This is a genomic window from Flavobacterium sp. B330r (assembly GCF_056824325.1).
Window position 1 is genome coordinate 1,315,470 of record NZ_CP124860.1, and the last position, 21,377, is coordinate 1,336,846.

The following is a 21,377-nucleotide window of genomic DNA, read 5'->3' on the forward strand; positions in this document are numbered from 1 at the left end:
AAACTTACGATTAATTTTCAAAATTAAAGATTCAAGTTTCCAATTCCTGCAATAAAAATAAGTTAAATTTTATGAGAAATTTAAAATCGTTAATGTAAAATAAAATTTATATTTGTGATATAAAAACTTAATAATTATGTCATTTTCAGAATTATTTGATAGCGAATTCAAGCAAAGAAACAAAGGACACTTTTCTGCTATCGTTCGTGTAGCATTAGCAGATGGAGTTGTATATCCAGAGGAAAAAGCCTTTTTGGACAAACTTGCTTCTCGTTTAGAAATTACAGAATCGGAATACGAAGAAATTCTTAGCGATCCATTAAAATATCCTATCAATCCACCTTATTCATATGTTCAACGTTTAGAGCGTTTATATGATTTAACAAGAATGGTTCATGTTGATCATCATCTTGAAGATAAACAAGAAGTATTATTGAAAAAAATAAGTGTTGCGCTAGGATTCACACCAAGCAACGTAGATTACATTATTGCAAAAGCATTGTCATTGGTTGACAAAAAAGTGGATGCAGATACTTTTATCTATGAAATGCAGCACATGCATAAATAAAATTCAGTGTTCAGTTTTTATGCTGAAACTTGACTGATAATGAAAATTAAAAAACAAAAACCCGACAGGTTTTAAAAAACCTGTCGGGTTTGCTATTTATAGTCCAGACTGAAAACTGCGACTGTGACTGAAAACTAAAAACTGATCACTCACTCAGCCGCCATAAATTCCTCTGCTTTTTCTACCATATTATAGCTTCCGCAGAAAAAAGGAACTCTTTGGTGCAGTTCAGTTGGCTGGATTTCTAGAATTCTTCCAAAACCATCTGTTGCTTTTCCTCCTGCCTGTTCTGCTAAAAACGCCATCGGATTACATTCGTACAATAAACGTAATTTTCCTTTTGGAGCTTTTGAACTTGTTGGATAAATATAAACTCCACCTTTAATCATATTTCGGTGAAAATCGGCTACTAAACTTCCGATGTATCTTGAAGTGTACGGCCTGTCTTCTTCTTCACGCTGGCAATATTTAATGTAATTTTTTACCCCCTGCGGAAAATGAACATAATTCCCCTCGTTTACCGAATAAATATTTCCATTTTCTGGAAATTTCATGTTTGGGTGCGAAAGGTAAAATGTACCTATCGCAGGATTTAGTGTAAAACCATTCACCCCATGTCCAGTCGTATAAACCAGCATTGTAGAAGTTCCATAAATTACATAGCCTGCTGCAACTTGATTGATTCCCGGCTGTAAAAAATCCTCGCTAGTTACCGGAGTTCCTATTGGGGTAATTCTTCTGAAAACAGAAAAAATAGTTCCGACAGAAACATTCACATCAATGTTTGAAGATCCGTCAAGCGGATCCATTAAGATCACGTACTTATTATTATGACAGTTGTCGCTCCCCTGAACTGTAATAAAATCGTCGTTTTCTTCAGAAGCAATACCACAGACAATCTCACGGTTTATTAACGTCTGGATAAATACTTCGTTTGCATAGACATCTAATTTTTGCTGGTCTTCTCCTTGAACATTCTGTTCGCCTGCGGCGCCAATAATGTCTACTAAACCTGCTTGATTAACTTTATGATTGACAACCTTTGCTGCCAAACGTATCGAGTTAATAATTCGGGAAAGTTCTCCCGACGAATACTGAAATGCTTTTTGGTGCTCAATAATAAACTCTCCCAGTGTTTTATTGCGTTCTTCCATTGCTAAATCGTTATAGTTTTATTTTTAAGTCACAAATATCGTCTATTTTGTGAGAATGATTTAAAAATTATTTTGTTAGTTTGTTACTATTGTATATTTGCTAATAATCTGCAAAAAGCGACCAATAAAATGAAGCTTTTTTAGATATTAAATAGTTAAAAATAGGAATATATGAATATTAGAAAAGGAAATCCTGAAGACATGAAATCGGTGTTAGAGCTTATTCAGGAGCTGGCTATATTCGAAAAAGAGCCTGAGGCGGTTGTCATTACTGAAGAAGATTTAATACGTGACGGTTTTGGTGAAAATCCATTATTTCACGTTTTTGTAGCAGAAATCGAAAACGAAGAAAAACAGAAAGAAATTGTTGGAATTGCATTGTATTATTATCGCTATTCTACCTGGAAAGGAAAGACAATTCATCTTGAAGATTTGATTGTAAAAGAAAAGATGCGTGGCACAGGTTTAGGTTCTGCTCTTTATGCTGAAATCATGAAGCAAGGAAAAAAAGATAATGTGAGAAGAGTTGAGTGGAATGTTTTGGCATGGAACACGCCAGCTGTTAATTTTTACAAGAATTCTGGCGCAAGAATTCTAGAAGACTGGCAAGTGGTTCAAATGGATGAAGCAGGAGTTAATTCGTTCTTAGAAAAATTATAAAAAAACAGTTTGCAACAGACTGTAAGGATTAAAAGGATTTTAAAATCTGTCTAAATCATTTTAATCTGTGGCAAAAAACAAAATACTAGGTTTCGATTTGAATCTGAAATCTAAAATCTAAAAATCTATTAATTAAAAATGAGAGTATTTAAATTTGGAGGAGCATCGGTAAAAGATGCAGATGGAATTAAAAACGTATACGACGTTTTACAAAAAGTAGGTTACGAAGACGTAATTCTTGTAGTTTCGGCTATGGGAAAAACAACAAATGCTCTTGAAGTAGTAATCAAGAATTACTTTGAAAAATCGACAGAATTGAATTCTTCTGTTCAGGAAATCAAAAAATACCACAATCAGATCTTATTGGATTTGTTTGAAGATGAAAATCATGCCGTTTTTGCAGCTGTAAATGCACAATTTGCTGAACTAGAATATTTCTTAGCACATAATAAATCTCCAAATTATAACTTTGTTTACGATCAGGTTGTTAGTTTTGGTGAGTTGATTTCGACTAATATTTTAAGTCATTTTATGAATTTCATGGGAATTCAGACGCAATGGCTTGACGTTCGCAATTTCATCAAAACCAATGCAAACTACAGAGATGCAGAGGTTGATTGGGAAACAACGCAACAAAACATCAGCAAAAATGTACCTAGAAAACAATTAAATATTACACAAGGATTCTTAGGTGCCGACGAAAATAACTTCACTACCACTCTTGGTCGTGAAGGTTCTGATTATACAGCCGGAATTTTTGCTTACTGCCTAAATGCAGAAAGTGTAACGATCTGGAAAGACGTTCCAGGAGTTATGAATGCCGATCCGCGTTATTTTGAAAATGCAAGTTTATTGAACCAGATTTCATATCGTGAAGCTATCGAATTAGCATTTTACGGAGCAACGGTTATTCACCCAAAAACATTACAGCCGTTACAGAAGAAAGAAATTCCATTATACGTAAAATCGTTTATCAATCCATTATTAAAAGGAACTTGTGTTTCTAAAGGAGTCGATTTGGAACCACAATATCCATGTTTTATCGTAAAAAGAGAACAGCTTTTAATTTCGCTTTCATCAATTGATTTCTCTTTTATTATGGAGGAAAACATCAGTGAGATTTTCGGTTTATTCCACGAATTCAAAATCAAAGTAAACTTAATTCAGAACTCTGCTATTAGTTTCTCTGTTTGTGTTGAAGATAAATTTGGAAATTTCCCAGAATTGAATTCGATTCTTTCTAAAAAATTCAAAGTAGAATACAGCGAAAATGTAACCTTATATACCATTCGTCACTTTACAGAAGAAGCTGCGCAGACTGTTGAAGCTAACAAAGAAGTTTTATTGAAACAAGTTAGCCGCGAAACCATGCAGATTGTGACGAAAGAATTAATCTAATATTGCTTTATAAAAGGTAATTATTTAATTCAAAAATTATTGAAAAGGCTTCACAATTAAGTGAAGCCTTTTTTATTTCGAAAGAATTTTCTTCACTTAACTTGTTTTTGATTATATTTACTTTCTTTCTAAAGAACTTAAAATGAGCAAAAAGAGCTTTTTATTCGTTTTCATTATCCTTGGTTTACTATACATCAGTATATCTTTAAGCCCATTGTTTACAAAAAACATCAAAGATATTTCTTACTCCGATTTTAAATTAGTGATTGGCCCTTTTCTTTCTACAGTTGCTATTCTCATTACCTATACACAACTGAAAAGGAGAAAAAATTAATTATTTACCTCGCCCTATTATTCTCCGACTGCTCAACTTCCGATTTTTTATAAGTGGTCTTTTTTGAATCTCCAAAACTATACGTTGCAATTAATTTAAAATAATTAGTGCTATACGTTCGGTGATAGTAAATTTGAGTCTGTCCTACATTATAATCACCAGAGACCATAAACTTATGGAAGATGTCATTGGCTGTAAAATTGAGTTTTAGTGCATCTTTTAAAAAGTTTCGCTCTATTCCTAAAGTGACTGTTGAACGACCGTTTTCGCTTCCTAACCCGTAGCTTCTATCACTTAAATACCAAGCCAAAAGTTGCAGTTTAAAAAGTTTAGGGATTGTAAATGTATTATTAGTATATAAATAAATTTGGGGTTCTACTGGACTAAAAGCAAATTCATAATAATTGTCTACCGATTTCTGCCAGGTAATGCTTGCTGTGTTAACAGAATTCCACCATTTGACATTGAAAGCTCTGGATAGTGAAGTAAAAAAAGTATGTCCTTTTTCTAAATTTAATGCTCTTAAAATGTAGCTGTTTGGCGTATCTCCGCGCAAAGCCGCCGCAGAAATGGGATCGATTTTATAAGTATAGCCCACTTTAAAATCGAACTTTTTGTACATCGTTCCTATTTCAAAAGCGTGTGTTTTTTCTGGAAGCAAATTCGGATTTCCTTCAATCGTAGTAAACGGATCCTGATAAATCACATACGGATTTAAAGCCTGATATCTCGGTCTTGTAATTCTGGAAACATAAGAGAAATGTCCTTTCCAATCTTCTGAAAGATTAAAGTTTAAAAGTGCATTGGGGAAAAAATTGCCGTACGATTTATCAAATTTCTGAATTCCATTGGCATTTGTAAATAAATCATAACTTGTTTTTTCGCCTCTTACGCCAAGCGAAAAATGAATCTTTTCGTTCAATGTCCCGATATAATTAAAGTACGCAGCAGCAATTTTTTCGTTGTATTCAAAATCGCTTGAAAGTTCGTCATCCAGCTCAAAATTAATCTCATCATCAGAAATCAAGAAATCTGTTCCAGAATTTATTGTCGCGTGGCTAAACTTCGCTCCTATTTCGAGTTTTGTTTTTTCATTTATTTTCTTAGAATAATCGGCTTGAACTGCAATTATATTAATCCGGCTACCCACATTATTCTTTAAAAATCGTTCAGAATCTGTTTCCTCAATCAGACTATTTTCGTCAATAAAATCTCTTATAGTTTGATTGTAATTTGAAAATTGTGATCCTATAAATAATGTCGAACCTTTAGCCGTTGTCCAGTTATAATTCAAATTAACAAACTGATTTAGCAAGACATCATTTCGGTCAACGTCTGTGGCATAAAAACTATTTCCAAAATTATTGGTTATCGAATTTCTGCTTTCTGTAATTCCGCCCAAATCATTTACATTTCCACTGTAAGCCAATGAAATATAATTGCTTGGAGAAAAACTATACTGAAGTCCGAATCCGAAATTAGAATAATTGTTAAATCTTCTTTTCCAATCGGTTGTCAATTCAGATTTCATAAAATCATCAGGATCTGGGCGTGTTCTTGTGGTGTACAACAACTCGCGATTTCTTCCTAACTGCAAACCGTAATTGGTTACAAACGAGAACTTTCCTTTAGAATAATTAAAATCAACAAGCGTATTATAAATGGTTCCACCAAATTTAGAAACGGTTATATGCTGATTGACAGTTCCCATTACACCGCTTTCTATATTTTTTTTGGTTATAATATTGATAACCGCTTTTCCTTCGGCATCATATCTTGCAGAAGGATTAGAAATAACTTCTATCTTTTGAATTTGCGAAACAGGAATTGCAGCAAAACGTTCATAATTAATCAAAACTCCGTTGAGATAAATTATAGCTTCTCCTTTTCCGACAACGCTAATTTCTCCATCTGCAACTACAACATTGGGCACTCTTCCTAACAATTCATTTACCGAACTGCTTGTTGCCAGAACAGTTCCGTTTACATTGACATCAATATTACCGTTGGCTCCGTATTTTAATAATGAAACTTGGCTCTTTATAACCACTTCATTTAGCTCATTGTGCTCTTTCTCTTTGTCTTTAATAATTACAGTATCTTGAGCAGACTTTAATGTTTTTTTTCCAAGGATTACATCATCGCTATAATAACTTTTGTCTTTAACATTTTTGAAGCGTTGCGCTTTTATTTCTATTGATGAAAAAATCAGAAGAAAAACATTAAGGGTAACCAATTTTAGAAATCTCATAAATTTTGACATTAGCAGTTTGACTTTTATTTGAAACAAAAGTCATCTGAAAATCAATAAATGAGATTGCAAAAAGCGAAATCAGGAGTACGAATTTATAAATCGATACCCAATTAGGATTGTAAAGCCTGAAGCTGATAGTTAAGCGGAGTTGTTCCCGTATGTTTTTTGAATGCTGCGAAAAAGGTTGATTTGGAATTAAATCCAACATCATAACCCACAGATTCTAAGGTCAATTTATCGGAAGAAGTGATAATTTTACACGCTTCGTTAATTCGAAATTCGTTTACATAACTGGTAAAATTCTTTCCTAGATTATTATTTAGAAACTGCGATAATTGATGGCTTGAGATATTAATTTCTTGAGATAAATCTTGAAGTGTCAGGTTTGGATTTTTATATAAACTTTTTTCAAACATCGCGTTCTCCAATTTTTCTGACCACATTCTTGCATCTGCTGATTCTATTTTTTTATTCGAAATCTTTCCATTCAATAAAAACAAATCGTCTGTTTTTTTTCGGTACAAAAGAATCGAAATTCCCAAGTATAAAATAAATGAAAAAACAACCGCTCCACTTATATAGGTAGCTCCTGGCGCTCCCATAATGGCTAGAAAATAAAATAGAAACAAGAGAAAATTACCTAAAAAAAGCATTCCGAACCACATTTCGGCTGGCGTTGTTTTTTCTTTTCGACCGAGGATTTTTTTCAAAACGCTGCGAAGTTCAAAACCAGCAAAAGCAATATAAACAAACCATTGAAAATAGATGATTCTTATTAAATAACCTCCCCAAAGTTTTGAATACGCTTCGTACGGATATAAAATGCCAACCACAACGATTAATATTCCCCAAAATGCCAGAATCAATTTCCATGATTTAGGCATTATGTGCACTTCTTCAACTGCAGATTTGATGAAATAATACAAAAATGGTCCGATAAAAAAACAAGCCGTAAGTCCAAACTGAAGATACATTTTTGGAAGTTCGGGATGAAAATAAACAAACACAGATTTTCCGATACGAATACTCAGAGCAAACAAAAGCGCCCCCAGAAAATAATTCGTCAGGTATTTTTTCTTAGTAAAAAAGAAGAAATACACGCCCAGAATAATTCCGTTGAAAACTCCTAAAGCACTAAAAAAGAATAAAAGTTCTTTGCCAGTATCCATAATTTAAATTTGTCATATCACTAACAAAGCTAAAAAGATTATTTCTAAATGAAAATCAATTAACTTTATAATAGCCAACTAATACAAAAAATTATGAAAAACACTAACGAACCAAGTGAAGAAACAAAAAACAGATGGCATAATGATCCTGAGAATTGGGTTTGGGGAATGTTTTATTATAATCCACAGGATCCAAGACTCTTTCCTCCAAAAAAAATTAAAGAATTTGGATGGACTACGAACTTTGCAAATCCAAATTCGGTAACTGTGATGATAATTTTAATTTTAGTATTGTTAATCTTCATACTGTTTCTTCGCTAATAGGTCACAAATTAGAGTTATTTAAGAACTTAAAACTAAAGTTAGACAAACCACAATTCCCAATTATAAATACTACTTTTGACTTTTTAGAGTTAAAGTATTTATGTTGAAAAAATTACTGTTTTTGACGGTTTTCTTCTGGTTTTCTGCGCTTCAGGCTCAGGAAACTGAATCACTGTACAAAACCAAAAAAGTAATCGTTTCAAAAGACACTATTCATTTGGAAAAAGTCTCTATAAATTCTGGATTTTTTCAAATTCTAAATACTAAAAACCAGCCGATTGATTCGACATCTTATAAAGTCGACTTTCAAAAAGGATATTTGCTTTTAAATGAAAATTTCCAATCGGCTTCAGATACTTTAATTGTCAATTATCTTAATTATCCCGATCTCTTAACCAAAGAATACAGTCTTTACAAATCGGAACAAATTGTAAGCGGCGATGTTGGAACAGAAAAACTTTACCGAATAGACAACAATTCAAACGGCAAAAGAGTAACACCATTTGACGGTCTGGAAACTTCTGGAAGCATTACTCGAGGCATTACTGTTGGTAATAATCAAAGTACGGTTTTAAATTCCAATTTAGATTTACAGATTACAGGAAAACTTTCGGACAAAGTAAGTTTGAGAGCTTCACTTCAAGACAATAATATTCCGCTACAAGATGGGGGTTATTCGCAAAAACTCGATCAGTTTGACAATATTTTCATCGAACTTTTTAGTGATGACTGGAACATTCGCGCCGGCGATGTTTTTTTAGAAAACAGGAAAACTCAATTTTTGGGCTTTAATAAAAAGGTTCAGGGACTTTCTGCCAACTTTGATTTTGATACCGGAAAAAGTAAAACCAATGTTTTTGCTTCGGTTGCTTTTGTAAAAGGCCAATATGCCAAAAGTACTTTTACAGGTCAGGAAGGAAATCAAGGTCCCTACAAACTAAAAGGCCAGAATGGAGAATTGTATGTTCTCGTTATTTCGGGTTCAGAACGCGTTTATGTAAACGGGGTTTTATTAAAAAGAGGCGAAAACAACGATTATGTTATCGACTATAATGCGGGAGAAATTGTCTTTACTTCGCTTTTTACCATTACTTCAGAAATGCGTATTAATGTGGAATACCAATATTCGGAACGAAATTATAATCGTCTTGTAACATACGCAGGAGCAACTCACGAAAACAAAAACTGGAGTTTTGGTGGTTATTTGTATTCTGAAAATGATATGAAAAATCAGCCTTTGCAACAAAATCTTTCTTCAGAACAAGTTCAGATATTAAGTCAGGCGGGTGATGACATCAATTTAATGAAAGCGCCTTCTGCTTACGAAGATACTTATGCTGAAAATAAAATTTTGTATCGAAAAATACTCGTCAATTCTGTTGAAGTTTATGAATATTCGAATAATTCTGCCGATGTTTTGTACAATGTAAGATTTAGTCAAGTTGGTGCAAATGCTGGAAATTATATTATTCAAAATAATAATTCTGTTGAACGAATTTATCAATATGTGGAACCTGTTAACGGAATTCTGCAAGGAAATTATGAGCCAATTGTACAGCTTGTCGCGCCAATGAAACTTCAGGTGGCTACTTTTTTAGGAAAATACAATCCTGATGAAAAAACGTTGGTTGATTTTGAATTAGCGGTTAGTAATAATGACCAGAATTTATTTTCTACAATTGATGATGCTAATAATGAAGGAGTGGCTTTTAAAACCAATCTTAAAAAACGTCTTTTTTCTAGAGACTGGAGTTTAGACGCTTTCGCAAATTATCAATACGTGCAGCAGAATTTTAAATCGGTTGAACGTTTATACAATATTGAGTTTAATCGCGATTGGAATTTAACTGGAACACTTTATGGCAATCAGAGCCTTTTGGTTACGGGATTAAATTTTGATTTATTTTCTAAAAATAAGACTTCAAATATCGGTTTGCTAACGTATCAATTTGAAAAATTAGATTTTAGCGAAAGCTACACAGGCATTCGACATACCACAAATGCTTTGTTCAAATTGAAAAATTGGACGATAGAAAACAACGGAAGTTTCCTGAATTCTGATGCTACAGCTTCGACTTCAAAATTTATTAGAAACCAGACCAGAACCAAATATCATTTTGGTAAAAACTGGATTGGTGGCACTATGCAACTAGAAAACAATCAGGAAAAAGACAAAGTGACCAATCAGTTTTCGGCTTTAAGCCAAAGATTTACAGAATATGGCGTATTTACGGGACGTGGCGACAGCACCAAAGTTTTCGTTGAAGTTGGTTTTCTGCAAAGACGCAACGATAGTTTGCAAAACGGATTATTGCAACATGTAAACAATTCGCAGACGTATTATTTAAAGTCGAAATTAATTCAGACCAAAAAGACCGATTTAGCAGTTTATGCAAGTTATCGAAACTTAGATTTTACAGACCAATTGAGGCAGAACGAACCTTCTTTAAATTCGAGAATTCTGTATAACGATCGTTTTTTTAATCAGTTCATGCAAATTGGAACAGCTTACGAAACGAGTTCTGGAACTATTGCCCAACAAGAATTTACATACGTAGAAGTTCCAACTGGTCAAGGAGTTTACACTTGGAACGATTATAACGGGAACGGAATTCAGGAATTGGAAGAATTTGAAGTTGCAGTCTACCAAGATCAGGCGAGATATGTTAGAGTCTTTTTACCGAATCAGGTTTATATAAAAACCAACCAAAATAAGTTTTCGCAGTCTTTAACCTTGAATCCGCTGCAATGGCAGAATGAAAAAGGCTTCAAAAAACTGCTGTCTTATTTCTATAACCAGACCTCTTTTATAATGGATCGAAAGGTTAAAAGCGAAGGCGAAAAATTAGAACTCAATCCGTTTGATTCCTCAGAAGAAAATATTTTAGGCTTGAATTCCAGTTTTAGAAACAGTTTGTTTTACAATCGAGGCAAACAAAAACATTCTGTAACCTATTCCTATTTGGTAAATAAAGGAAAAAGTCTGCTTTCTATTGGTTCGCAAAACGTACAGAATTATTCGCATCAAATTCAATACACCCATTTGTACCAAAAAAGCTGGCTGTTTAATCTCTTTACCAAAACCATTAAAACCGATTTGGTTTCTAAAGATTTTACAGAGAAAAATTATGATATTCAAGGCTGGCAGCTGGCACCAAAAATCAGTTATTTATTTTCTAAAAACACCAAATTGGATTTCTTTTACGAACTTCAAAACAAAAAAAATCAAATTGGAAATCTGGAAACTTTAGACCAGAATAGAATTGGAACTTCCTTTTCTTATGCAGGCGAAAAGAAAGTTACGGTTAATGGAGAATTCTCTTTTTATAAAAATAAATTTAACGGAAATGAATTTTCATCAGTAGGTTTTCAGATGCTAGAAGGACTTCAAGCGGGATCAAATTTGGTTTGGAAACTGCTTCTGCAAAAGAACATTACATCTTTTTTGGATGTTAATTTAAATTATCAAGGAAGAAAAAGTGAAACCGGAAATACGATACATACAGGAAATATACAGCTTCGTGCATATTTTTAATGTAACACGAAAAAGATGACAATAAATTGTTTAATTTTAATTGAAATTTAAACTTTTAGCCTTATGAAAAAATTAGTATTGCTCTGTTTAATGGTTGCTTTCTCTTCTAATTTTTATGCTCAGGAAACAACTGCAAAGACTACAAAAAGTAAAACAGAAACTTCGGCAAAAAAAGCCAAAGCAAGTGCGGACAAAGCTTCGGCTGACGCAAAAAAAGAAGCCACAAAATCGAAAAAGGCCGCTGATGATGCAAAAGCTGCTTCAACAAAAGCCAAGAAAGAATCTGCTGACGCTGCAAAAAAAACCGCTGATAAAGAAGCTGCAAAAGCTAAAGCCGATGCAAAAAAAGCTACTGTAGAATCTGATAAAGCAAAAACTACTGCCGACAAAGCAAAAAGCTCTGCCGACAAAGCCAAAGCCGACGCAAAGAAATCGACCGCAAAAGCTGACGCCGCAAAGAAAGATGCAACTGCTGCTAAAAAATCGGCCACAAAAACTTTAAAAGAAACTAACGAAAAAGCACCATCTGTTCCAGACAAAGTAACTGGCGAATACAATGGTAAAAAAGTATATACTGGACCAAGAGGCGGTAAATACTATATTAACAAAAATGGAAATAAAACGTATATTCAAGATTAAGTTTCTAAGACGCTAAGACGCTGAGATTCTAAGATTAAGCCGAACTTATAGTTCGGCTTTCTTTTTTTAAATAGAAAATCTTTGAGCTTAGAGACTTAGCATCTTAGTAGCTTAGCAACTCCAAAACTTAGAACCTTAAATTAATAATTTAGTAATACCCTCGAAATAACACAGAAAACATATTTGTCTATCTTCGTTTTTAAAACGTGTTAAAAATGAGCATAGATTATTCTGCGAATAAAACTATTTTAGTAGCTCCATTAAATTGGGGACTTGGGCATGCCACTCGCTGCATTCCAATTATCAAAGCGCTTCAAGAGAATAATTACATTCCGATTATCGCCTCAGATGGTGTTGCGCTGGCTCTATTACGAAAAGAATTTCCTTATATACAAACTTTAGAATTGCCTTCTTATCATATTGAATATGCAAAGAATGGTAAAAACTTTAAATGGAAACTGATTAAGAATCTTCCGAAAATGATTACTGCCATTTTGGATGAGAAAAAAATGGTAAATCATTGGATCAAAAAACATGGCATTGACGGAATAATCTCAGATAACAGATTGGGGGTTTTCAGTAAAAAAGTGCCTTCGGTTTTTATGACGCATCAATTGAATGTAATGACAGGAAATACGACTTGGTTTACGAGTAAATGTCACCAGCATATTATTAAAAAATACAATGAATGCTGGGTTCCTGATACAGACGGAAAAGTTAACTTAACGGGAGATTTAGGTCATTTAAAATCGAATGAACTCAATCTAAAATATATTGGCCCGTTGAGCCGCATGAAGAAAAAGGATACTCCGAAAATATATGATTTGATGATTATATTGTCTGGCCCTGAACCTCAGCGTACTTTCTTGGATGAAAAACTACAGAAAGAAGCAGCAAACTATCCCGGAAAAGTGGTATTTGTACAGGGAATTGTAGAAAAATCGCAAGAAAAATGGCAGGCTGGAAATGTTACCTATTATAATTTCATGAACTCGAAACAGTTGGAGCAGACTTTTAATGAAAGTGAATTTGTATTGTGCCGATCTGGTTATACGACTGTAATGGATTTGGCAAAGCTGGGCAAGAAAGCTTTTTTTATTCCAACACCTGGTCAATATGAACAGGAATATTTGGCCATAAAACTTCAGGAAGAAAATCTTGTACCTTATGCCATGCAGGACGACTTTAGCATTGAAGATTTATCAAAAGTAAAATCGTTTCAAGGATTGTCTCAATTTGAAAACAATATTGACTGGGATTCTTTATTTAAGGTTTTTGAAGACAAAACAGCATAATTGCAACAAACTAATTTGGCTAAAGCCTTATTACTACAATAAAAAAACCTCCAGTTAAAGCTGGAGGCTTGAATTTTTTCTCAAATAAAAAATCAGTTTTTATCCGCGTCTTCGCGAAAGCGAATCTGTTTTCTGCGTACTGATTTTAGAAATTAAACTGTACCTGCATTCTAAGAACATTTCCTTGCTGTCGGTTTACTGGCAAGGCGCTGTCTTCAAAAGTTCGGTCTGCTACTACATATTCTGCAGTTAGTTCTAAGGCTTTAATTGGCTGCCATTCTACACCAAATTCAAAATCTCTTACTACATAACTTCTAGCATCTTTTTCGTATTTTTTTCCTCCGTCATAATATTGAAATTTGGCGAAAGGATAAATATGCTGTTTTTTAATATCCCATTTATAGTTTAACAAAACATAACCTCCGTTCAAATCGGTTTGGTCTATTGAATTGGTAATGGTATTGTAACGAGGCCCAGTACCAATGTTGTATTCGGTTTGGATTCCGAATGGTCTTGGATATAAAACGAAAGTCGCTCCAACGCGCTGATCTTTTACATATTGAGGATCGTTAACCGTAACCCCAGGCGAAACTTCTCCTGTAAAAGCCCATTTACCAGTGTAAGCCTGAATTCCAGGTTCTATAATTTGGCTTCCAATAACAAAAGGATAGGTTACTCTAGCCACCACATTTAAGTCTCTGTTCCCATCTAATTTATTTGCGATTTGACCATTGTAAACACCTAAAGCAAAAACACCAAAATCTCCAGAACCTTTGTAACCATCTCTAACCAGCATTTCAAAACGCTGTCTGATTTCAGCTGGAGCCCAATAAAAGAATATTCCTAAATCACGTTCGTTTAAAATAGAAGAGTTGATTCCATCGGCACGGTCTAAAGTTAAACGCTGTGAACTTGACTGCATATTCTCAAATCCGTATGGAATTTTACTTTGTCCTACACGCACACGATATTCTCTTTTTTTATCAAAAGAAAGATCAAAATACAAGTCACGAATCTGTACGAAATTATTAATTCCACTAGAGGGTGAACTCGCGAAATCGGGCTGAAAATAAAAGAATATATTCGGATGAACTTGACCAGAAAATACTAAACGAGCACGGCGAATAAAAAGTCCGTTGTTTGCTTTTGCATCTGGAGCTGTAGAAGTTGTTCCCCAAGATCTATCACATTGTTCGCAAGACACTTTATCGTTTGTAGAAAGCAAGCCATTGTATCTAATTTGTGCGTAACCTCTTAAGGAGATTCTATCGTACCAATGTTCTTCAACTCCTCCTCCAGATTTTGTCTCTGGAAGTTTAGCTTTATTTATAGAATCTAAAATACGCATTACTTCGTTTTTTACATCCTGTTTATTTAATTCTTGCTTATTTGTTTCCTGTGCATTTGTAGCACAAGCTAACAGTAATAAAACGGCTAAAAGTTTTCTTTTTATCATTAGTTCTGTAATTCCCTTAATTTCAGGATGCAAAGATGGAGCACCTATGTTAAGAAATCATTAACCAGATGTTACTATAATAAAAATTTAATGTTATGACCTAAATCACTATGTTTATTTATTGTTAAACACCTTTGTTTTAGGGCTTTCAGCAAAACCGACGTTACGATTTTTTAACGTCGATTTTTGATGCTTTATTTGCTTTTTCGAGCGTAAAAGAGAATTCTGAACCAATTCCGAACTCACTTTCTACATAAACTTTCTCTTTATGCGCTTCAATAATATGCTTTACAATTGCTAATCCTAAACCAGAACCACCTTCCGATCTTGTTCCGCTTTTATCTACTCGATAAAAACGTTCAAAAAGCCTTGGAATATTTTGCTTTTCGACACCTTCTCCGTTATCACTAATACGAATTAAGACTTTTTTCTTCGTTAAATTAACTACGCCAACTTCTGTCAGACCCCCTTCTTTTCCATACTTAATAGAATTTACAATCAGATTTTCCAGCACTTGCTGTATTCTGTCCTGATCTCCTCTAATTATTACCGATTGTATATTTTTACTTTCAAAAGCCAATTTAATTTTCTTTTTATCAGCTTTCATTTCAAGCAGTTCAAAGACATTCTGAATTAATTCGACAACATCAAAATCGGTCATATTCAAATCTAAATCGCCCGATTCTAATTTGGTAATCATATCCAAATCTTCTACGATATAGATAAGACGCTCTACTCCTTTTTCGGCGCGTTTTAAATATTTTTTTCTGATATTTTTATCATCCATTGCTCCGTCAAGTAAAGTTGAGACGTAGCCTTGAACGGTAAACAAAGGGGTTTTTAGTTCGTGCGAAACGTTTCCTAAAAACTCTCTTCTATATTGTTCACGAATTTCGAGCATTTCGATTTCGAGTTTTTTATCGGTGGCAAACTTTTTTACTTCACGCGAAAGCGTTTCCATATCGGTATTAATCGGCTGATTGATTAATGTTGTTGATTCTAACAGCGAAACCTCATCATAAATTTTCTTTACTCTTCGGTAAATAAATCGTTCTACACGATATTGCAAAACCAGAAAAGAGAAAATATAGATTACGATAATGAAAATTATTCCAAACGCAACTTGATGTTTTAATTGATTTTTATAAAATAATGACATTAACATCAATACAAATGCTGTTGTAAAGAGACTGATATATAATGCCGATTTTATGGCGAATTTGTATGTTTTTTTAAAATTAATTTTCATTGAAAAAATTGAGCCATTAAGAAATTAAGAAAATTAAGCTTTGCTTTTAAGTTATTTTCTTTTGAATAAATCAAAAAACAAAAAAGGAATAACTCAAAAACCATATAAGAAAATGAAGATTGTACAGCTTCAATTCTTATATGGTTTAAATGTATTGAATATTTTTAAAAGAATTTGAAAGGGTTTAAATCTTTGCCAAAATTCTAAAATCACTTAGCAACTTAGTATCTTAGAACCTTAGCATCTTAAAATCTAAACCTCAAATTTATAACCAACACCTTTTATGGTTTTAAAAAGGTCTTCGCCTATTTTTTCGCGCAGTTTTCTGATGTGAACATCGATTGTTCTACCTCCAACCACAACTTCATTACCCCAAACTTTATCCAGAATTTCGTCTCTTTTAAAAACTTTCCCTGGTTTTGAAGCTAATAGATAAAATAATTCGAATTCTTTTCTTGGCAAAGCAATTTCTACATTGCCTTTTATGATTTTGTATTCTTCACGATTAATCTCGATTCCGCCTACATTTAAAGTATCTGTAACAACTTCTTGTTCTTTTAACCTTCTTAACAGCGCCTTTACTTTTGAGACCAATAATTTTGGTTTAATTGGCTTAGTAATATAGTCATCGGCACCTGCATCAAAACCAGCTACTTGAGAATAATCTTCGCTTCTTGCTGTAAGAAATGTTATGATAACATTATTTAATTCAGGAATTTTTCTAATATGCTCGCAAGCCTCCATTCCGTCCATTTCTGCCATCATCACGTCCATAATGATTAATTCTGGCAGCTCTTTCTGTGCTTTTGCTATAGCATCTTTTCCATTAGAAGCTGTAACAATCTGATAGCCTTCCTGAGCAAGGTTATAGCCAACGATTTCTAAGATATCTGGTTCGTCGTCAACTAATAAAATCTTAGTTTGTGTTTTTTTCATAAATAGCAAAAATTGAGATTTTTATATCGAAACTTCTTCATTAAACATTCGATATTTCTTATTTCACAGGGTAAATATACTAACAAAAGAACCTTTAAAAAATGGTGTTAACCGTAATTTAATCTCGTAACAATTTGATAATCTTAACAACACAAAAACATAACAAGTCGGTAACATGGACTTCACAGAGCGGTTCTTTCTTTGCACAAAAATAATAAGACACAAACACAACACTGAAAAAAAATGAAATTCAATTTAAGATTTCTCTTTATTGCATTATTTATCTGTACGATTTCGATCGCGCAAAACAAAGGTACGATTTCTGGAGTTCTGACTGACAAAGATATGAACAACGCATCGCTACCATTTGCTAATGTTTTAGTTAAAGGTACAAATATTAGCGTAAATACGGACGTAGATGGAAAATATTCCTTAAGCGTAAATCCTGGAAATTATACTTTAATTTTTAGTTTTTTAGGATATGAATCTGTAGAAGCTCCTGTAGCTGTAAAAGCAAACGAAACTGTAACGGTTAATCAAGGGCTTTCAGCAGGAAGTTATACTCTTAAAGATGTAGTCGTTCAAGCAAGTGCAGTAAGCAAACAAAAAGAAACTGCATTACTTTTGGAACAAAAAAATGCTGTAGATATTAAACAAACTATTGGCGCGCAGGAACTTTCTAGAAAAGGTGTGGGCGATGTAGCTGCAGCTGTTGCAAAAACATCTGGAGTTTCTAAACAAGAAGGAAGCAACAGCGTTTACGTAAGAGGATTGGGTGATCGTTACAACTCGACTTCGATGAACGGATTGCCAATTCCATCCAATGATCCACAAAGAAAAAACATTGCTCTAGATCTTTTCTCAACTGACATTGTTGAGTACATTTCAATTGACAAATCATACGGCGCAAAAATGTATGGAGATTTTGCTGGAGGAAATGTAGATATAGTATCTAAAGATTACCGCGGAAAAGGAATGTTCGAAATCTCATTAGGATCAAAAGTTAACACTAATGCAGTATCAAATTCTAGCAATTTCTTATTACAACAAGGCCCAAACAAATCTGGTTTTGTTTCTTACGGAGTTCCAAACAATCCTTTAACCAGTTTTAGTTTTGAAAACAGTTTAAATCCTAAAAAAGAATCTCCTTTTGGCGGAAACTTCAATCTAAAAGCAGGTAAAACTTTCAACATTGGTGAAGAAGGAAAATTAAGCCTTTTTGCTACTGCAGGTTTTGGAAATGGTTACGAGTATAGAGAAGGGCTTAGCCAAAGTGTAAATGCTCAGGGTGCTTCATTAAAATCTTTCCAACAAGAAAAATTTACGTACAACACCAATACTACTGGAATGTTCAATGCTAACTACCGTTTGAACAAAAACCATAAAATTGGATACAACTTCTTGTATGTTAACTCATCTGAGCAAACTAGAGATACTTATTTTGGAAGTGATCGTGATTTTGACAATGCTGATGCAAGTCTTTTAGTTCAAAGAGGTACGTTTACACAAAACACTGTAATGATCAATCAGCTTTTAGGAAATGACAAAATAACTGATAAAATTGATTTGGATTGGGGTGTTTCATACAATACTGTGAAAGGTAATATGCCAGATAGAACCCAAAACAAAATGTTCTACAATCCAACAACTGACATTTATACACTTGCTCAAAGAACCACTACCGATAACCAAAGATATTTCCAAGATCTTACAGAAAATGAAGCAGCCGCCAATCTTGCCTTCTCATACAAGTTACAAGATCAAGATGGGGCTTCTAAAGGAAAAATCACTGCAGGTTATAACGGAAGATTTAAAAAACGTGATTTTGAAGCTATTCAATTCAACTTCAACATTAGCCAAACTGGTCAAAACACAAGTGTAGATCCAAACAATTTAGATGCTTTTTTTAACCAAGCAAATTACGAAAGTGGTTTATTCTCAACTGCATCTTTTGCAGGAATGGCTCCTCAAACTTATGATGGAAAACAAGATATACACGCAGGTTTTGGTAATTTCGAATATAAATTCACTGACAAATTAAGCTCTGTTATTGGCGTAAGATACGAAAGAATCTCTCAAACAGTTAACTGGAGAACACAGCTTGATGCAGGTGGAGGAACAAATACTTTTGAAAGAAATGAATTTTTACCAAGTGCTGTTTTAAAATATGAATTAAACGAAAAACAAAATCTTCGTTTAGCGGCTAGTAAAACATACACATTGCCACAGTTTAAAGAACGTGCTTTGTTTATCTATGAAGATGTAATGGAATCTGTAATTGGTAATCCAAGCTTATATCCTTCACAAAACTACAATCTTGATTTAAAATGGGAGATGTTCCCAAAAAGCGATGAGTTATTATCTGTTACTGCTTTTGGAAAATATATCATGGACCCAATCAACCAAATCATTATTGCTTCTTCTACAAATGATATTTCTTTTGTTAATATTGGAGATACAGGTTACGCATATGGAGTTGAGTTAGAAGCAAGAAAGAATATTTTTGAAATTGAAGGAGAATACACTAACAAACTTTCTGTTGGATTTAATGCTTCTTTAATGAAAACACATCAAGACATTGATGCGGAAAAAGTTAGAAATGAAACAGATGGAAGATTAAACATCAACACTACAGATAGTAGTTCAGGATTTACAGGAGCTTCAGATTTGATTTTAAATGCTGATTTATCGTATACTAAAAACTTCAAAAACGACTCTGGAATTATGGCAACTCTTGCTTACAACCATTATTCTGATAAGCTTTACGCAATTGGAAACGAAGGAAAAGGAAATTTAGTTGACAAAGCAATGGGATCTTTAGACCTTATTTTAAAAACAAAATTGACTAAAAGCTTTGGAATTGATTTTGGAGCAAGAAACTTATTGAATCCAGAATTCAAAAGAGTTCAAGAAAATGCAGGTGGAGACGTCTTGGTTTTCAACTACAAAAAAGGTCTGACATTCGGATTGGGAATGAACTACCAATTCTAAGAAACATACTGGAAATATTGAGTTATCAATTCCTTAACGTTAGAATAAAAAACACATAACAAATAGATGACAACGGCTTAACGTTGATTAAAGCTTAAGTTCTAATCTTTGCATAAACACAAACTAATTAAAAAAGTAATGAAAAAAACAATTTCAACAATTTTCGGTTTAGCTGCATTATCGCTTGCAACACTTACAACTTCTTGCTCAAGTGATGACAACAAAAACGAGGGACCAAAATCTGATTTCGTAGTAGTTAGAGATAACTTACAAGGAGAAATCAACAGCGGAGAGGTAGTATTAGAATCTGGAACTTATAAACTAACAGGGAAATTAGTAGTTAAAAACACTGCTAAACTTACAATCAAACCTGGAGTTATCATTGAAGCAACTGCAGTAGCAGCTGACCAATTACAAGCAGTAAGATATATTGCTGTAGCACAAGGAGGACAAATCGACGTTCAAGGAACTGCTGCTAGTCCAGTTATTATGACTTCAGAAACTAAAAAACCAGCTGCTTGGGGTGGTTTAGTAATTTGTGGAAAAGCACCTATCAACAAAGGAACTACTGCTAGTGCTGAAGTTTCTGAGTTAACTTACGGTGGAACTGTAGCTAACGACAACTCTGGATCAATTAAATATTTAAGAATTGAGTACCCAGGTTTCTCTTACAGCAGTGACAAAGAATTCAACGGACTTTCTTTATTTGGAGTTGGAAACGGAACTGTTATTGATTATGTACAAATTTACGAAAGCTCTGACGACGGATTCGAGTGGTTTGGTGGAACTGTAAATGCATCTCACTTAGTAGTTTCTAATAAAGACAATACAGCTGTAGGTGATGATTTATTTGACTGGACTGAAGGATGGAGTGGAACAGGAGAAAACTTCTACGGAATCAGAACTAACGCTGGTAACAGAGGTATCGAAGCTGATAACAACTCTAACAACCACTTAGCTACACCAATTTCTTTCCCAACTATCAAAAACCTTACTTTAATTGGTTTCGGATCTACTGACACAAGTGCAGAGTCTCAAGCTTTCAAATTAAGAGTTGGTACAAAAGGTAAATTTGATAACGTTGTATTAAAAGGTTGGAAAACTGGATTTGACGTAGAACATGACGAAACTATCTCATATGTTGGAGCTGACTTATTAGCTACTAACGTTAAATTTGAAGACGTTCCTACTAAATCAAAAGGTACAACTACAGGAAAACTTACTGCTGATGTATCTAAAGTTTACACAGAATCTACAACTGCAACTGGAGCAGGAAACGGATCAGGAGTTCCAACTTGGGCTGCTGGATGGACAAAAGGTCTATAATAAGAAAACAAAAAATAGTAAAAACACTCTAACTTTATTAGGGTGTTTTTTTTTGCTTTTTAGTAATGTAGATCGCCTCTAAAGTAATG

15 protein-coding genes are annotated in these 21,377 nt (G+C 33.7%); 9 read left to right on the forward strand and 6 right to left on the reverse strand.

What is annotated here, in order from left to right:
- Positions 1–136: 136 nt before the first annotated feature.
- Entirely contained in the window at positions 137–568 is a 432-nt protein-coding gene (locus tag QLQ95_RS06080) for a TerB family tellurite resistance protein (protein WP_095928262.1), read from the forward strand.
- A 149-nt stretch (positions 569–717) separates the two neighbouring features.
- On the opposite strand, the gene fbp is transcribed toward QLQ95_RS06080, so the two are convergent.
- Positions 718–1,722 (reverse strand): class 1 fructose-bisphosphatase, encoded by a 1,005-nt coding sequence (fbp, locus tag QLQ95_RS06085; protein ID WP_320494131.1) that lies wholly within the window; start codon positions 1,720–1,722, stop codon positions 718–720.
- Between the two features lie 171 nt (positions 1,723–1,893).
- Here fbp and QLQ95_RS06090 point away from each other — a divergent pair, with 171 nt between their 5' ends.
- Together QLQ95_RS06090 and QLQ95_RS06095 are read left to right on the forward strand one after the other, a co-directional pair.
- Positions 1,894–2,382 (forward strand): GNAT family N-acetyltransferase, encoded by a 489-nt coding sequence (locus QLQ95_RS06090; protein WP_482503047.1) that lies wholly within the window; start codon positions 1,894–1,896, stop codon positions 2,380–2,382.
- A gap of 138 nt (positions 2,383–2,520) precedes the next feature.
- Positions 2,521–3,780: an aspartate kinase gene (locus QLQ95_RS06095; protein WP_095928265.1), complete on the forward strand. Its 1,260-nt coding sequence runs from the start codon at positions 2,521–2,523 to the stop codon at positions 3,778–3,780.
- Positions 3,781–4,118: 338 nt separating this feature from the next.
- Here the strand turns inward: QLQ95_RS06095 and QLQ95_RS06100 are convergent, their stop codons facing one another.
- Both QLQ95_RS06100 and QLQ95_RS06105 read right to left on the reverse strand, forming a co-directional pair.
- The gene (locus QLQ95_RS06100; protein ID WP_482503048.1) at positions 4,119–6,365 is read right to left on the reverse strand and encodes a TonB-dependent receptor domain-containing protein; all 2,247 of its coding nucleotides are present in this window, start codon (positions 6,363–6,365) and stop codon (positions 4,119–4,121) included.
- 113 nt (positions 6,366–6,478) lie between these two features.
- The gene (locus tag QLQ95_RS06105; RefSeq protein WP_095928267.1) at positions 6,479–7,537 is read right to left on the reverse strand and encodes a helix-turn-helix domain-containing protein; all 1,059 of its coding nucleotides are present in this window, start codon (positions 7,535–7,537) and stop codon (positions 6,479–6,481) included.
- A gap of 93 nt (positions 7,538–7,630) precedes the next feature.
- On the opposite strand from QLQ95_RS06105, the gene QLQ95_RS06110 reads away from it, so the two are divergent.
- From QLQ95_RS06110 to QLQ95_RS06125, 4 genes are all read left to right on the forward strand, one after another.
- Positions 7,631–7,858, forward strand: a complete 228-nt coding sequence (locus tag QLQ95_RS06110) for a DUF5808 domain-containing protein (RefSeq protein ID WP_482503050.1) — start codon at positions 7,631–7,633, stop codon at positions 7,856–7,858.
- Between the two features lie 103 nt (positions 7,859–7,961).
- On the forward strand, positions 7,962–11,396 hold the full coding sequence (locus QLQ95_RS06115) for a hypothetical protein (protein ID WP_482503052.1): 3,435 nt from the start codon (positions 7,962–7,964) through the stop codon (positions 11,394–11,396).
- A 63-nt stretch (positions 11,397–11,459) separates the two neighbouring features.
- Entirely contained in the window at positions 11,460–12,035 is a 576-nt protein-coding gene (locus QLQ95_RS06120; protein ID WP_320494150.1) for a hypothetical protein, read from the forward strand.
- A 215-nt stretch (positions 12,036–12,250) separates the two neighbouring features.
- Positions 12,251–13,330, forward strand: a complete 1,080-nt coding sequence (locus tag QLQ95_RS06125; protein WP_320494151.1) for a glycosyltransferase — start codon at positions 12,251–12,253, stop codon at positions 13,328–13,330.
- A gap of 145 nt (positions 13,331–13,475) precedes the next feature.
- On the opposite strand, the gene QLQ95_RS06130 is transcribed toward QLQ95_RS06125, so the two are convergent.
- The 3 genes from QLQ95_RS06130 to QLQ95_RS06140 form a co-directional block, all read right to left on the reverse strand.
- Entirely contained in the window at positions 13,476–14,786 is a 1,311-nt protein-coding gene (locus tag QLQ95_RS06130) for a porin (RefSeq protein ID WP_482503054.1), read from the reverse strand.
- Positions 14,787–14,949: 163 nt separating this feature from the next.
- Positions 14,950–16,035 (reverse strand): sensor histidine kinase, encoded by a 1,086-nt coding sequence (locus QLQ95_RS06135; protein ID WP_250835000.1) that lies wholly within the window; start codon positions 16,033–16,035, stop codon positions 14,950–14,952.
- Between the two features lie 252 nt (positions 16,036–16,287).
- Positions 16,288–16,971 (reverse strand): response regulator transcription factor, encoded by a 684-nt coding sequence (locus tag QLQ95_RS06140; protein ID WP_008465097.1) that lies wholly within the window; start codon positions 16,969–16,971, stop codon positions 16,288–16,290.
- Between the two features lie 243 nt (positions 16,972–17,214).
- Here QLQ95_RS06140 and QLQ95_RS06145 point away from each other — a divergent pair, with 243 nt between their 5' ends.
- Both QLQ95_RS06145 and QLQ95_RS06150 read left to right on the forward strand, forming a co-directional pair.
- Positions 17,215–19,962, forward strand: coding sequence for a TonB-dependent receptor (locus QLQ95_RS06145; protein WP_095928273.1), 2,748 nt, complete (start codon positions 17,215–17,217; stop codon positions 19,960–19,962).
- Positions 19,963–20,100: 138 nt separating this feature from the next.
- A complete protein-coding gene (locus QLQ95_RS06150) occupies positions 20,101–21,288 on the forward strand; it encodes a hypothetical protein (RefSeq protein WP_095928274.1) in 1,188 nt (395 codons plus the stop codon).
- Positions 21,289–21,377: the final 89 nt, after the last annotated feature.